Source organism: Enterococcus mundtii (assembly GCF_002947535.1).
In the GTDB taxonomy this organism is placed as follows: domain Bacteria; phylum Bacillota; class Bacilli; order Lactobacillales; family Enterococcaceae; genus Enterococcus_B; species Enterococcus_B mundtii_B.
This window is the reverse complement of record NZ_PUAP01000027.1, coordinates 114,729-128,824: the sequence shown is the minus strand read 5'-3', so window position 1 is coordinate 128,824 and position 14,096 is coordinate 114,729. Positions and strand designations below refer to the sequence as shown.

Annotated in this window: 16 protein-coding genes; all 16 read right to left on the bottom strand. The window is 33.8% G+C overall.

Annotated elements, in window-relative coordinates; translation table 11 throughout:
• Positions 1–25 precede the first annotated feature (25 nt).
• The gene (locus CUS89_RS09215) at positions 26–766 is read right to left on the bottom strand and encodes a sugar isomerase domain-containing protein (protein ID WP_104871888.1); all 741 of its coding nucleotides are present in this window, start codon (positions 764–766) and stop codon (positions 26–28) included.
• Positions 767–2,017, bottom strand: coding sequence for a PTS ascorbate transporter subunit IIC (locus CUS89_RS09210; protein WP_104871887.1), 1,251 nt, complete (start codon positions 2,015–2,017; stop codon positions 767–769).
• A 4-nt stretch (positions 2,018–2,021) separates the two neighbouring features.
• Positions 2,022–2,303: a PTS sugar transporter subunit IIB gene (locus tag CUS89_RS09205; protein WP_023518991.1), complete on the bottom strand. Its 282-nt coding sequence runs from the start codon at positions 2,301–2,303 to the stop codon at positions 2,022–2,024.
• Positions 2,304–2,316: 13 nt separating this feature from the next.
• Positions 2,317–2,748, bottom strand: coding sequence for a PTS sugar transporter subunit IIA (locus CUS89_RS09200; protein ID WP_071866177.1), 432 nt, complete (start codon positions 2,746–2,748; stop codon positions 2,317–2,319).
• A complete protein-coding gene (locus tag CUS89_RS09195) occupies positions 2,745–4,385 on the bottom strand; it encodes a BglG family transcription antiterminator (RefSeq protein ID WP_104871886.1) in 1,641 nt (546 codons plus the stop codon). The genes CUS89_RS09200 and CUS89_RS09195 overlap by 4 nt, the downstream gene beginning before the upstream one ends.
• Positions 4,386–4,617: 232 nt before the next feature.
• Positions 4,618–5,853: a serine/threonine transporter SstT gene (gene sstT / locus CUS89_RS09190; protein WP_104871885.1), complete on the bottom strand. Its 1,236-nt coding sequence runs from the start codon at positions 5,851–5,853 to the stop codon at positions 4,618–4,620.
• 262 nt (positions 5,854–6,115) lie between these two features.
• On the bottom strand, positions 6,116–6,832 hold the full coding sequence (locus tag CUS89_RS09185) for a TIM44-like domain-containing protein (protein ID WP_104871884.1): 717 nt from the start codon (positions 6,830–6,832) through the stop codon (positions 6,116–6,118).
• 147 nt (positions 6,833–6,979) lie between these two features.
• The gene (locus CUS89_RS09180; RefSeq protein ID WP_065096946.1) at positions 6,980–7,885 is read right to left on the bottom strand and encodes an EcsC family protein; all 906 of its coding nucleotides are present in this window, start codon (positions 7,883–7,885) and stop codon (positions 6,980–6,982) included.
• Positions 7,886–8,233: 348 nt separating this feature from the next.
• Positions 8,234–8,815 (bottom strand): hypothetical protein, encoded by a 582-nt coding sequence (locus CUS89_RS09175; protein WP_104871883.1) that lies wholly within the window; start codon positions 8,813–8,815, stop codon positions 8,234–8,236.
• Positions 8,816–8,880: 65 nt separating this feature from the next.
• Complete coding sequence (locus CUS89_RS09170; RefSeq protein WP_104871882.1) at positions 8,881–9,555, bottom strand: hypothetical protein; 675 nt, start codon at positions 9,553–9,555, stop codon at positions 8,881–8,883.
• A 269-nt stretch (positions 9,556–9,824) separates the two neighbouring features.
• Positions 9,825–9,950, bottom strand: a complete 126-nt coding sequence (locus tag CUS89_RS16590) for a hypothetical protein (protein WP_374955053.1) — start codon at positions 9,948–9,950, stop codon at positions 9,825–9,827.
• A 522-nt stretch (positions 9,951–10,472) separates the two neighbouring features.
• Positions 10,473–10,859 (bottom strand): DUF4176 domain-containing protein, encoded by a 387-nt coding sequence (locus tag CUS89_RS09165; RefSeq protein WP_104871881.1) that lies wholly within the window; start codon positions 10,857–10,859, stop codon positions 10,473–10,475.
• Between the two features lie 327 nt (positions 10,860–11,186).
• A complete protein-coding gene (locus CUS89_RS09155) occupies positions 11,187–11,717 on the bottom strand; it encodes a hypothetical protein (RefSeq protein WP_104871879.1) in 531 nt (176 codons plus the stop codon).
• Between the two features lie 9 nt (positions 11,718–11,726).
• A complete protein-coding gene (locus CUS89_RS09150; RefSeq protein ID WP_104871878.1) occupies positions 11,727–12,452 on the bottom strand; it encodes a hypothetical protein in 726 nt (241 codons plus the stop codon).
• Positions 12,442–13,728, bottom strand: a complete 1,287-nt coding sequence (locus CUS89_RS09145; RefSeq protein WP_104871877.1) for a hypothetical protein — start codon at positions 13,726–13,728, stop codon at positions 12,442–12,444. Before CUS89_RS09145 ends, CUS89_RS09150 begins: the two co-directional genes overlap by 11 nt.
• Positions 13,719–14,075: a hypothetical protein gene (locus CUS89_RS09140; protein ID WP_104871876.1), complete on the bottom strand. Its 357-nt coding sequence runs from the start codon at positions 14,073–14,075 to the stop codon at positions 13,719–13,721. Before CUS89_RS09140 ends, CUS89_RS09145 begins: the two co-directional genes overlap by 10 nt.
• Positions 14,076–14,096 lie beyond the last annotated feature (21 nt).

Here is a 14,096-nt window from a genome sequence, read left to right as displayed (position 1 = left end):
AATCAATGGCTCACGACGCGCTAGTTTAAGTGAATGGATAATGAATGACCTTTTTGTACGTTTCAAATAATTCAGCATTCAATTGATCGCCACCATCTATATTGGCAGAATAGAAAATCGGTGGATGTTTCACTCCCTCAGAAATCAACTGTTCACAAACTTCTACAATGATCGTATTGAGAATGGACGCTCCAATCACCGTAGAAGAAGGCCCGACCTTTTGTGATAGCCCTGTTAGTTCACAACACGCATCTCCGATATCGCCGTGGTTATCGATCACGATATCCGCAATTTCAAATAATCGTTTCCCTGATGAATGGCGACTAGTTACAGATTTCGAATAGGATACATTTGTTAGTGCGATGATTTTTACTCCTTTTTCTTTTGCCACTTTAGCTAAATCAATAATGATCGGGTTTCTGCCAGATACTGAATGAAGAATCAATACATCATTTTCTTTAAAAGGAATCGTTCCGGCTATGGCCATTCCATAGCCTTCTAATCGCTCCATTTGACTCGTAAAGGTTACTGGATTTCGATCCAACATCACTTCTCGTCCAAATATTGCATTGATCGTCATCATTCCTCCAGCGCGGTAATACATTTCCTCTGCTAAAATACCCGCGTGGCTGGCGCCAAAAATATAGATAGAATGTTTTTGTAAATTTGCTTGAGTCAATAATTTAATCGCTTCTCCAATTGATTGCCTTTCTTTTTCTTCGACAATTGTTAATAGTTCTCTGATTTTATCCATGTAACGAAACATTTAAAACCCTCCAAACAAACTGCTGATTCCTCGTCCAATCATTCCCCACAATGACAAATCGTTTCCGCCAAAAATCAAGATCCAACTTTGGATCGTTGTACTGAAAATCATGGCAGAAAAACCAACTAAAGCAACCATTGCGACAGATGCTGCAATCGTTCCGAGAACTGCCCCACGAAAACCGCCTTGGCCTTCACCAATGACTGCAGCTCCACCACATTCAAAGAAACTTGTAATGACCAATGGTACAATCAGTACACCAAATAACTGGAATGAATTTGCTAAGACAACTAAAATCGTTGAAGTGATCATCGCAACGATAAACCCAATAATGACCGCATTCGGACGATAATTGAATAGAATCGGGACATCAAAAGCAGGTTTCGCACCTGGTACCACTTTTTCAGCAATCCCTTGGAAAGCTGGAATAATTTGATTAATCAATAAACGAACACCATACAACATGATCAATAATCCAGCACCGAAATTCAACCCAGCTTCAATGGCAAACATAACAAGATTCCCACCTTCTGGAATCAAAACTGGTGCGATGATCCCAACTACCACATTCATAAGAAACATGACCAATGCTCCCGTGATCGAAATTTCACGGAAAAATGAAAGGTTCTCTGGAACATTGATATCTTCTGTCGATTTTTCTTTATTTCCCACACGCTTTGCCACAAATCCTGAAATCAATGATAAGATCCCTGTTGGATGACCGATCAAGAAAGAATCATCACCGGTAGCATCCCAAACATATTTGCGCATGATCCATGGCATGAATGACCAATAGCAAGCAGACAATAATGCACTGATCCCAATCAGTAAAGTGCCAGTTAGACCAGCCTCTACTCCGGCAGCTACAAATACAAATGGGAACCACCACAGCATGTGCCCAGTCAGAAAAATCGTTTTGACTGGTGTAAACCGAGCAATCAATAAATGGATGATCAATCCTAAGAACATAGCTAAACCGACTGTACCACCGTATTCTGCTGTAAAAGTCACATCAGATAACCCTTCAGTAACTTGCACACCTAATTGTGTCTGGACCGCTGTATTGATAGGAGCTATCGTCCCTACCAACATATTTACCCCAGCCGTTAACGCCACCATCCCAAAGGCTGCGGTCAAGGAACCTTTGATGATTTCTGAAAATGACTTTCGTTGGATGATCAAACCGATCATCGCGATCAGGGCTAAAAGAACAGGTGGATTTTTCAAAATATGATCGCTAATAAAATTCATCAGTCTAGCCCTCCTTGTTTGCTAAATATTGTTCTAATTGTGCTTTCACTTCATTTGTATCCATATATTTTTTGATTGGATAAACAGGCGCTTTGACCGAAGCTTTCAGTTCTGGAAGTAATTCATTACTAGTAAAATAAACATCTGCTTGAGTCGCTTTTGCTGAGGATAAATCAGTATTCTCTACTGTAGCTTTAAGCCCTAGCTCTTTGATCACCTTATCAATCGACATTTTTAAAACCATTGAACTTCCAACACCAAATCCACATACTGCTAAAATTTTCATTTTTTCTTCCTCCTTAGGTTAGTAATTGGATTATTTGTTCCTTATTTCCCGATAAAATAGTTTGATACTTTACTTCATCCATAAATATGGACATGATTTCTTGCAATTTCTCCAGATGGCTCTCACTATCTTTTGCAGCTAAGATTAAAAATATTTTCACCGCTTTTTCTTTCATATCTACTGCATTTTTTACGACTAAAAGACTCATGCTTTGTTCATTCACTCCTACTCCTGGTTTGGCGTGCATGAGGGCAAAATAGTCGGTTAAAACCATATATGGACCATGTTCTTCTACACTTTTGATCATGTTATCCAAATAGGTATGCGCTATCATTTTACTTTTTAACAAAGGCTCACTTGCAATCTCAACGGCAGTCTCCCAATTTTCCACTGTATCGATTACTTGGATCTGCTCTTTTGCCAATAATGGATCAATTCTACTCATTCTTTTACCTCCAACATTTTTGAGATGAACCAGTTTTTATCACCAATCCCTTGCATGATCAGTTTCATCACTGCTTCAACTTCTTTCACATCTTCTTCTCGGATCATCAATAATACGATGATATCTGCTTTTTGATTTCCCCAATCAACTGGTTTATCCGCTACTAATATCGCAATAGCAGTCTCTTCTACGAATAACGGATTACCATGAGGAATCACAAAACCGTTATCGAGATAGGTAGATTGGATTGCTTCTCGGTCAAAAACCGACTGGGTGTATTGTTCTTTTTTATAGTCATTTTTAAAGTTTTGCTGCTCAATCAGAAAATGGATTGCTTCTTCTTTTGACTCATAATGACCAAAATAAATATTGGCCGCAAGCAAGTGTTTTGTTTTTTCAGGTAATATCCGCCTTTCTTTCATATGCTCATGATCAATCACTAAATCGATATAATGATTCATGATTCGTTTCATATCACGACTAGTCACCATGGGCGAAATTCTGACGACAGGCTTTTCTTGCTTGGGTATATCTACTGTAGAAATAATAAAATCAATTTCTGATAGATCCATGTAAGTCAACTTGTCAATAGAGGCAGTTTCAATGCTGTCAATATCAGGTAAGATTCTTCGTATTTTGGCTGAAACAAATGAACTAGTTCCAATCCCATTCGGGCAGACAAATAATAATTTGTTCAATCGTTTGATTCTCTCGATAGCAGCTTGAAAATGGATGGTGACAAACCCAACTTCATCCTCAGACAGATTCACTTCACTTGGCCAACGAAAATCTTTTAATGCAAACCATACAACCCCATAAATGGACGGATAATTTTGTTTGATTTCATCAATCAAAGGATTGACGATCGTTGTTTGCGCTTCAATTCGTAAAAGTAATTGATACAGGTGTACTAGAAGATCTTCTTCTAAACGGTTATCTTGCGTTAAATCAATCTGGACACCTTCGCTAACCTTTTGGATCAATTGTCGAATTTTCCCACGAAAAGCAAAAGGAATATTTTCACTTTTCATAAAGAATTTCAAGCCACTTCCTACGATAATATAAGTTAAATATTGGACCTCTTCTTGCGTGAACTGATAAATTTTCTGGTCTTCTAATTTTTTTAATAGTTCATACACAAGCGGGTACTTGTTGAACTCCAAGAAATATTTTCCATACTGATTCTTACCAATCAAATCTATTTTTTTACCCTCTTTTGAGCGTTGGACAATCAATAAAATTGAAATCACAATGCTTTTGAAATAACTCTCTGGAATCTCCATTTGTTTTTCGTTGATTCCTTGCCGAAAAGCTTGCTCGATTCTTCTTAAAAGCTGCTGATCTACCAGCTCTGCTACCACTTCTAGTTCATTGAAATGATTAAGGATGGTCCGCTTCAACACACGTTGGATTTGAATTTCATTTCCTTCAAAAAATGTTCCCGAACGATCAAATGTCAAACTCAATCCTTCTTTGGTAAAAATATCCTTCACATAAGAAAGATCATTGGCAATACTACTTCGTGAGACAAAGTATTCATCAGAAAGCTGTTGGTAACTTAAGTGTTCAAAATTCAACAGTCGATTGAGAATGGTTATTCTGCGCATTTTATTTTCCTGATAGTGCATAACTTTCATTTTCCATCACCTTCTATATTTACTATAATTTTTCAAACAACCGATTAGAAGACCAAATAAATCATTAGAAAACAATGAGATAGTATGCACATTACTAATCGAAGTCTTTTTTTAGTATACTCAGAAACAACTAAATAATTCTACTCACAATAAAAGATATGAAAAAAGCCAACAGACGATTGCTGTTGACTTTAAAAAAAATGTAATTTGAAATGATGGTAGAAAGATCCATCTATTGCAATTCATTCAAACGACTTTTGATCGAAACATTCTCCCCATTTCTCTTTCTAGCACCTAATTCACCAATTGCGGTAAATAGTAAGTCACTGGAAGAATTCAGAGCTGTTTCAACCGAATCTTGGATGACCCCAATAATAAATCCGATTCCTACCACTTGCATCGCAATGTCATTTGAGATGCCAAATAAGCTACAAGCTAAAGGAATCAACAGTAATGAACCACCAGCTACTCCAGATGCACCACAAGCAGCTAAAGCCGCCAAGATGCTTAAAATCAATTTCAAGCCAAAAGAAGCTTCGATCCCTAGTGCCTGGACAGTCGTTAATGTCATGACAGTGATCGTCACTGCCGCTCCCCCCATATTGATCGTTGCTCCTAATGGAATCGAAATGGCGTAAGATTCTTTTGTTAATTTCAGCTTTTCTGCCAACATCATATTGATCGGAATGTTCGCCGCAGAACTACGCGTAAAGAAAGCAGAGATTGCACTTTCTTTTAAACAAAAGAAAATCAATGGATAGGGATTTTCTTTGATAAACAAAAAAGTAAGTAATGGGTAGATGACCAAAGCAACAAAGAGCATCGTTCCTACTAACACAAGAACTAATTGGAGATACTCGGTCAGTCCAGAAAGTCCTGTCGTTGCAATTGATTCATAGACTAACCCCAAAATACCGATCGGAGCGAAAGAAATAATCAATTGAACCACCTGTGATAATGCGACTGAGATCTGATCGACAACTTCTTTCGTTGCTTCCGTACGTGTCCGCAATGCCAACCCTAATAATACCGCCCAAAATAGCACACCTAAATAATTAGAATCAATAATTGCTTGAATTGGATTTTGAGTGACATTGGTCAACATCGTAGATAAAACAGTACCTATATTTTGAGGCGCTTGTTCCGAAGCTGTTTCTTGTAGTGTGATCGGCACTGTAAAAATCGAGCTAGTGATCACCGCAACAAAAGCTGCTAAAAAAGTTCCGCCTAGATACAATCCTAAAATGGGCTTTACAAATGTTTCATTCCCCATTTTGTGTTTCGCAATCGAAGCAGCAGTTAAGAAAAACACTAACAGCGGCGCAATCGCTTTTAAACAACTAACAAACAACGTTCCTAATAAAGCAATAAATCCCCAGGTCGGTAAAAAAATACCAAGTATTATACCAATTAAAATACCACAACCAATACGTTGAACTAACGACAATTTCAAAAATTTCTCTAACAAATAATCACCCCTTTATAGTTTAACAACCATTCTAACATCTTCATGAGAGAAACAAAAGAATAATTTTCAGAAAATTCTTGTTATTTTACATATCTAGGTGTCCCTTACAAAAAAAGCGAACGATTTTGATTTGAAAAAATAAAAAACATCATTGTAATCTTAGGCACAAATTACAATGATGACTCCTATAAATATTTTTTATAAAAAGAATGAATTTAGTGATAGATTTATCCTAAGAACTAGTTCTTCCCCTAAAGATACGCTATCCATCCAAAAATATCGGTTGAATAAAATCTGCTTGCCAAATTTTTTCTTTTTCAGAGTAGTTGAAATACCATACTTGTGAAAAATATAACCTTTCTCTCACATTTCCTGAAATCAATCGCTGGTCCTTACGATCAACTAAGTAATCGAAACAACTAAAATCGATTCGTATAGAGAAACTATTGTCATTGATTTGTCGGTAGTTAGACAATTCTTGAATGGCCATTTTCGTTGTATGATTTCTTACACCTTCATCTTTATTTTTTTGTAACACTTGTTGATGTTCTTCGAATAATCTTGGGGTATAACAATTTTTTACTTTTTCAGGAGCCTCTTCTTCCCAAGATTTTTGTATTGCATAAAAGATTCTGTTGATCTCAGAAAGCAATTTTTTCTTTTCACGCTTTGTTCCAGGCATTCTTGATAACAAATCATTGATATCCATGTTGTGCGTTTTCTTTTTTTTAAATAAAGAAAACACAAATATACTCCCTAATGATAAGCCAACAAAGAGAAAATCTTCTGATGTACTATTACTATTAGTCGTCCGACTTCTCCGATAATAGGAATTGGAACCTCCCCCTATCGAGCCGCCACCAGAGCCACCACCAGTTGAACCACCACCATGCCCACCAGCTACAGCAAAAGTTTGAACGGGCATAAAAAACAAAAAAGCCATGATCAATAGACAAATCACTTGATAATTTTTCTTCATCTGGACCCTCTTTCTCAATCCCCCACGATGATACCTTATCAAATAATTATTACAAGATTCCTATGGAACAATGAATGATTTCCTAATTTTTCTTTATTTGGTAGGATTTCTTGTTTCACTACCCAACAGCTCTCTCTAACAAGTTTACTATTTTGAGAGTAATCTTTTCTTTATTACTATAAATTCTTCTTCTGTAATGATTTTTTGTTTTAATAGTTCATGCGCTTTTTCAATTTGTTCTATTAGATTCTCGTCTTCCTTCGTGCTTTTCGATAGATTTGCTTCCGTAGTCATGATCTCTTCACCTTGCAAGATTTTCAAATCTTCATTTAATTTTTGTTCAGAATAATCAAGCCCTTTTCTTAATTCATTTTTTAACCTCATAGCCATCGGTTTCATTGAGAAATAGTTTAAACCTCCAGACACAACACCACCTACCAAAGGAACAGCTTTAGAAACACCTTTTGCGAATGTCGTTTTTGTTAGTTTTGTTCCAAAGACTGCTAGAACTTTCTTTGTTACTGGATAATAAATAGTTTTAGTCAAAGCTTTTTGTGGTATTTTGGTCAACGCTTGTGTAGATAATTTTCCCGATAAGATCCTAACAGCGGAACCTGCAGTTGTAACACCCAACATAATACCTAAATACAATATCAATGTTTCTTTAGCTTCTTCAGTTAGCTCACCTTGTTGATTCCAAATATCTTTATACCCATAAATATAAGAAATTTCTTGTGCCAATTTTAGCGAATATCCGTAGAACTGTGTAATATCAGCCGGAATCGTGGCTGCCATTGCTAGTCCTCCAGGTAGCCCTGTCGCAAAAGACAAAGTACTAGATTGAGCGACTATCGAGTGTATTCTACTGTCAGCAACTTGATCCAATTTTTCTTTAGATAAAAATGTTTGTGGTCCTTTTTCAATCAGTTGGTCAATATTTTTTACCTTTTCTCCAAATGCTTTCACTAAAAATTCTGAGCGATTCACTTTTACAAGCGGTAATTTCAATGATTCATTTACGACTTTCAGTGCTAAACTCTCATTATTCTCCATATTCTTCACTCCTTATAAAAGATAATAAAAAATTCTTTTAACAAACTATTTTTTTTAGTTACAAATAAAATCCCAATTTAAATATAAAGGCTCGCCTATTTTTATAGCGATGTTACACTGTAATTCTAATATAAAATAACCAAATATTTATTACTTTCATAACTGACTCTTTTAAATGCATAATCGCTCATTTTTCATCAAAAAAATAAAGGTTGTGTTAAAAGAAACTATTGTTTTAGAGTTTACAAATAAGTAAAGTACGAGAAGTAAGTTTCTTAGGAACGATAAAGGATTTTAGCCTCAATCGTTTTTTAATATTCAACTATTTATTTCTTTCCACGATATAGATTAAGGAACCATGAATCTTCCTTCTGTCATTTGTTTTTTTAGTATTTTTATCGCTTTCTTATATGTAAATGGCCGAACAGAATCCTGTAATAAAATAATCAAAAAACAACCAAGCGAAACTATTATCGCTATATCGATGGGGAGCATCCCACTAAATAAACAGATAAAGAAACCTATTATATAGCCAGTTATCAAAACTAATTGAGTCCACCAAATTATTTGTAGATCCCCTTGATTAGCAATTATCTTTTTTACTTGTTTTCTGTCGAAATCTTTATATATTTTTTCCCCTTTTATTTTATTCATTATCGTTAAGTTAACAACTTTAGCGACTGAATAACCTATTGCGGAAAACACTATGTAATTAATAATTGATGGTATGCTAGCCATAAAATCTAAATTTTTAGCAAAGAAAGGAATCATTACAGTTGATCCAAATAATCCTAGTACTACTACTAGCGATTTTGAATATTCTTCATGATTCCCTGTAAATTTTTGTATAAAAAGTTTTTGATTTTTAAAATCAAAATAAATGGATTCATTTGTTGCTCTACATAGTAACGGCACCACATTCTCTTTCATTCGAATACACCACCTGATGTTTTTCCAACTGTTTATTCTGTCTTTTCAATTTGACAAATTTTTTACTAATCGTCATTTCTTACTACTTTATACTTAATATTTAAATCTGGAACTTCTCTAAAATTTGATATGATTTTTCCAAATATTAACGAAATTGTAGGTGATACTAATGAAACAAAAATAACCTCCCAAAAGTCACCTGATAAAATTGCTGATATAAATAGGTAGCCTACAAACATACCATATACATATGATAAAAAATTACTCAGAAATATATAAATTTTTGACCTTTTATTTTCAACAAGTACTAACTGTACAAGCGTCTTATTTTTAAGTATTTCTTTCACTTTCTTATTGTTATGTAATAGTCGACAGGTTGATATTATTCCATATGTACTAAGAAAACTACCAATTAATAGAGCTAAATATATTGACTGAAGATAGCCCAAATATATAAGAAAAGGACTAATTACACAGGTTCCAAAAATTCCGTAAGATTCAGGAACATAAAATTGTATTTCAGAAATTTTTTTACCTTCAAAAATTTCTGCTGATCCAGTTACTTTATATGCAGTCCAACTTTTTTTCCGAGCGTTGTTGTAAAAGGTACTAAACGGAAAAAAGTTTCTCAGCCTCATTAACTTAAAATAATCAACAATGTACACGCCATCATGTAATTCCAGTAGATAATATCTGCCATTAATTCTTTTAATACCTTGGTCACAGTTGTTTCCTATCATCTAAAGCCTCCTTCAAGTTTCTCAGTTGATTCTGAAAAAATTTATCACTATAAGCTATTACTTGATTACTTTCAAAACAGCTCTATAGTATTTTATTTCTGTTATTCCATATTAATAACTAAATTTTTAAAACCTAAAAGTTTCTGGTTCCTCTTCAATCTCTCTTTCAATCACTAATTTAGGATAAGGCACATTTTTCGTGTTTTCTGCATAAGAATCAGAAAACGCTACTTCTTGCTCATCTCGATACCCTTCAAATAAGACTTTCTTTATATCTTCATCATTAAAAATGCAAAATTGGATTCCGCTATTACACCTTGCGGATAACCTAAAGCAGAATAGTCAAAATAACCAATTGTTCCTTCATTGTTAAAAAGCTGTACCCATCCAACAATAATAAGTTTGATGTTCCGCCTTTTAATAGCACTACACTCCCAATGAATTAGTCATCATTATTTCTATAAAAACGAGTGCTAACACATATCCTAGACATAACACAAGAAGTAAACTGACTATAACTGGAAAAATAAGTAATCTATCTAAAATGGTTTCAAAAGTCACTATTCCTGCCATAAGAACTTGACTTGTCCAAAAAGCTCTACTCTTAAAGTAGCTTTTTCCTGATATTTTTAAAGTGGAACTATTTTCTTCTTTCTTATCTGAATATACTTCCTAGTAATTATTCCCATATAGTAAAAACTTTATTTCTTTTTTATTGTCTACTCCCCAAAAAATAATTTTATTGATAGGATCGAAAGCCGTTAGTCTCATTATCAATTTTCAGTGTGTTTATATTGCCATTTTTATTTATTCACTTTTCATACAAAACCAACAAAAACGATCTTCCTCCTCATCTTTAAATTGTATTTGATGGGCTTAATAAGCCTTGCTAGCATTCTCATTAACTCAATATAAATTTAAAAACCAAATGTTTCTCCTTCCAACAAAGATTTTTTGCCTAAATCCCCGTATTCTTTTTTCTTAGAAGTTTGTTTTAGATTAACAACTTTACCTTTAGGGATGTCCAAATTATTTTCCTTCCATTCTTCCAAGGCTGTTAAAACTGTTTTTTCATTTTCACTCATATATCCTTGATATAAAATTTCGCGAATGTCCTCGTTATTAAAATACGCTATTTCTTCAATATTATTTAAACCAGTTAGTTGATTTACTGCAGCATAATCTAAGTAATAAATTTCCTCTTGCATCTTCAAAATCGGTTGTCGCGCAACAATTAGTAATGGCATAATTCCTTCTTTCATGTACACAACACTACCCAAAGGCAATAAGTTAGTTTGTTCCATATGTATTCTCCATTCTAGTTATTATAGCTGTTGCTATTAGTAGGCTCAATCTCTGTATTTCCGACTTCTATTCCATAAGAAATTTAATACAAAAGAAAGATATACATATTTACCGATCATCTTTATCAAATATTATTTTATATTTCACTTTTTTTGTTGAATATATTTTGCCATTATATATAGTACTCACAAGAATAAACACTGTAAGAAAAAATAATAATCTTTCTTGTATCAAAAAAGGAAGAACTAGCATAAATATGCCATAAAATATAAGCAAGCCTATCCCTACTATTAATACCTTTACGTAATGAATCATTTTCATTATTCTCACCACCATTTTAATTTTTTTTGTGTAATGATCAATGGAGTAATTGCATATCCCTTACCTATAAGCTTTAAAGAACTACCTCTTTTTTCTAATTCCTTTTTTAATCTATTTTTTCGCCAATAAGAGACAACAGAAAGACAGATGACTAATGCTAACCAGAAGAATAATAAATTGATGATTCCTTCCAACATATCTATTGGCAAATTACTTTTACCCCAAAGCCAATTCTGTGGAATAAAGTTCCTTACTAAGTTACTTAAAGGAAGTCCAATGGCTACTCCTAAATAACTTTTTTCTGATTTTTTCCTGATTTCCTTTTCCATTTCTAAACCAGAAATACTAAATTTACATAAAGAAATATTAGCTTGATATATCTTTCTACTAACCCTATATTGCTTTAAACCTACCATGAAATTGTTTTGTCTTATTAAATATTCTTCATTATTATCTGAAATCAATAGACACCAACCTGAAATTACTCTTTTTTTATCAAAGCATAAATTTCTAATCTCGCCATCTTCTATTTTCATATCATTTAGTCAAGATACGCTTTCTAACAATATATATTTCACAATATTATTAACGAAATAAACTTTACCATTGAACAAAAAAATTTTAACTATATAAAAACTCAACAAACTTAGCAATCTTTCTTGTACTAAAAAAGGTATTATAAACAAAAAAATGATTGTAAAACAAATAATCAAAGCTAGACCAACTATATTATTTATTTTCCATACTTTTTTTGCATATTTAGAATTATTAATGAGATTTATCCTTCCCACAAAATTTACAGCAGAATTATTATTCATCATTTTAAAAAGAAAAACTCTTTTTCTAAAGAATGAACAAAAGTACAAGCAAACTATTATAGTTAGCCAAAAAAACAATAGATTTTTTATACCTGTAGAAAAATTAAAAAATTGATCAGAATTTCCCCATAACCATTCAACTGGAACTATTTTTCTTATTATTGGATATAATACTAAAGCAATCGCACTACCTATGTAATTACTGTTCGATTTTTTCTTATAATCTTTCTCTATCTCTTTACAGTCTACAGAAAAACTCATTAAAGAAGTATTAGATTTATATATTTCTCTTTTCAGATGATAGTTGCCCAACCTTAACAAATTTGAATTCTGTCGAACAACAAATTCCTCATTGTTTTCTGTTACTAATAACAACCATCCGCGAATAATTTTATTTTTTTGAAATGCAATATTATATATTTTTCCACCAATAATTTTACGGTTATATTCCATCTAATAGGCCTCCAATAAAACCACTCACCCCTTCAGTGAAATCACCCCATCCAGATACTACTGCTTGTCCCACACTATCTTCAAAATCTCTAACAAATTTAAATTTTTCTCTTAAAATATCATTCGCAATACCTACACCTATACCTACAGCTATAGAACCTACTATACCAATACTTACAGGAGCAGAAATTAGTCCAACTGCAGCTAATGCTCCCGTACTAAGCTTTATACCACTTATTACTCCTGCACTCGCTAATCCTGTAATTATTCCTTTTCCCCAAGCCTCTTCAGCACTATCGCCTGAAACTATATCTATCCCTACACCAATTAATAATCCTGCTCCTTCTGTTATTGCCTTGCCTCCATATTTAAACACCCCTTTTATTGTATTCTCAGCCGATTCCCTTGCAGCTAGAGTGGCTCCAGGAACTTCTCCCAAAATCTTTCCGTCTGGTAATTCCAATGAATATCGGTTTTTCCAGATATAGTCGGAAGCATTTTGACCATGCTGTATTCCTTTTTGTATAAATAGTTTCTCTGTTTTCTCACTAGCCAGAGCACCCCCTGTTGTTTGAAGTACTGAAATAACTTCATCATAATTTTCTATATCCATTTGATCAGAAGTAAACCACTTTTTATTTATTCCCTCGGGTAACAAATATGAACCATCTATCCTCACTCTCGTATTCTTTAACACTAATACACCTTGCATCGCCAGTTTTAGTTCATCCAAACTATGACTGAATAATCCACTAGTTTGAGTATTGAAATTATGTAATTTTTTTAGTTTATTTTGTAATTGATCAATATCTTGTTGAAAGCTTTCTGACATACGATCTAGATCTCGTTGGACATTTAGCAATGTTTCGAGAATGCCGACGAACGGGTTACTTTGTGCTTGGGACCGGACAAAAGCAGAAGTCGTGTCTACTGATGCTTTCATAACTCGTGTCGTCGCCAGTTGCTGGTTCAGTTTGTTCTCATCCAAGTATCCTTCCATTGCTACAATCTGATCCGCGACTTTATACCTTTGTAGCTCCTGTTCAATTTTTTCAATCGCATTCGCTGTTCGTGTAATTGTCGGAATGATCAATTCACTAAATAATCCTTTTCCTGCTGTATATGCTGCACCAGATAATTCGTTTCCGTTAACAGCTGACACGACTTTTTGACTGCCTCTCTTTAGTTGATTGATCGTTTCTTTACTACTTGCTAAGTTCTTCTTTAACGCTGACATAAATTCTGATGATTCCCCACTCACATAAACTAACCCCACTCAAATGTTCTCCTTTCTGCAAACAACTCTTCTCTTTCTACTTCTAATCCTTGTAAAGTTTTCCTGTACGAAAAATCAAGTTCTTCATATGCCTGATGAAATTGTTGTTGAAATGCTTGTTGCTTTGCTTCATACTCCTTCTGCATCCAAATTGCATTGGCCATACCTTGTTGGATATCTTCATGATTCAATTCAGATAATTGGCGAAAACCTCTTTGAAGTTCTTTTTCTAATTGAAGGAGCTGGTTTTCTAACCTACGTTTCCCATTTGCTAATTCATCTTGTTGCTGTTCCACTTTCCGAATTTCTTTTTGATTCTCATAGATCATTTCATTATCTATTGACATTTATTCACCTTCTTAGATATT

What these genes read in the sequence shown, in the direction of transcription:
- CUS89_RS09215 (WP_104871888.1), bottom strand. Translation starts at nt 766, where the DNA reads ATGTTTCGTTACATGGATAAAATCAGAGAACTATTAACAATTGTCGAA.
- CUS89_RS09210 (WP_104871887.1), bottom strand. Translation starts at nt 2,017, where the DNA reads ATGAATTTTATTAGCGATCATATTTTGAAAAATCCACCTGTTCTTTTA.
- CUS89_RS09205 (WP_023518991.1), bottom strand. Translation starts at nt 2,303, where the DNA reads ATGAAAATTTTAGCAGTATGTGGATTTGGTGTTGGAAGTTCAATGGTT.
- CUS89_RS09200 (WP_071866177.1), bottom strand. Translation starts at nt 2,748, where the DNA reads ATGAGTAGAATTGATCCATTATTGGCAAAAGAGCAGATCCAAGTAATC.
- CUS89_RS09195 (WP_104871886.1), bottom strand. Translation starts at nt 4,385, where the DNA reads ATGAAAGTTATGCACTATCAGGAAAATAAAATGCGCAGAATAACCATT.
- CUS89_RS09185 (WP_104871884.1), bottom strand. Translation starts at nt 6,832, where the DNA reads ATGAAGAAAAATTATCAAGTGATTTGTCTATTGATCATGGCTTTTTTG.
- CUS89_RS09180 (WP_065096946.1), bottom strand. Translation starts at nt 7,885, where the DNA reads ATGGAGAATAATGAGAGTTTAGCACTGAAAGTCGTAAATGAATCATTG.
- CUS89_RS09175 (WP_104871883.1), bottom strand. Translation starts at nt 8,815, where the DNA reads ATGAAAGAGAATGTGGTGCCGTTACTATGTAGAGCAACAAATGAATCC.
- CUS89_RS09170 (WP_104871882.1), bottom strand. Translation starts at nt 9,555, where the DNA reads ATGATAGGAAACAACTGTGACCAAGGTATTAAAAGAATTAATGGCAGA.
- CUS89_RS09165 (WP_104871881.1), bottom strand. Translation starts at nt 10,859, where the DNA reads ATGGAACAAACTAACTTATTGCCTTTGGGTAGTGTTGTGTACATGAAA.
- CUS89_RS09155 (WP_104871879.1), bottom strand. Translation starts at nt 11,717, where the DNA reads ATGAAAATAGAAGATGGCGAGATTAGAAATTTATGCTTTGATAAAAAA.
- CUS89_RS09150 (WP_104871878.1), bottom strand. Translation starts at nt 12,452, where the DNA reads ATGGAATATAACCGTAAAATTATTGGTGGAAAAATATATAATATTGCA.
- CUS89_RS09140 (WP_104871876.1), bottom strand. Translation starts at nt 14,075, where the DNA reads ATGTCAATAGATAATGAAATGATCTATGAGAATCAAAAAGAAATTCGG.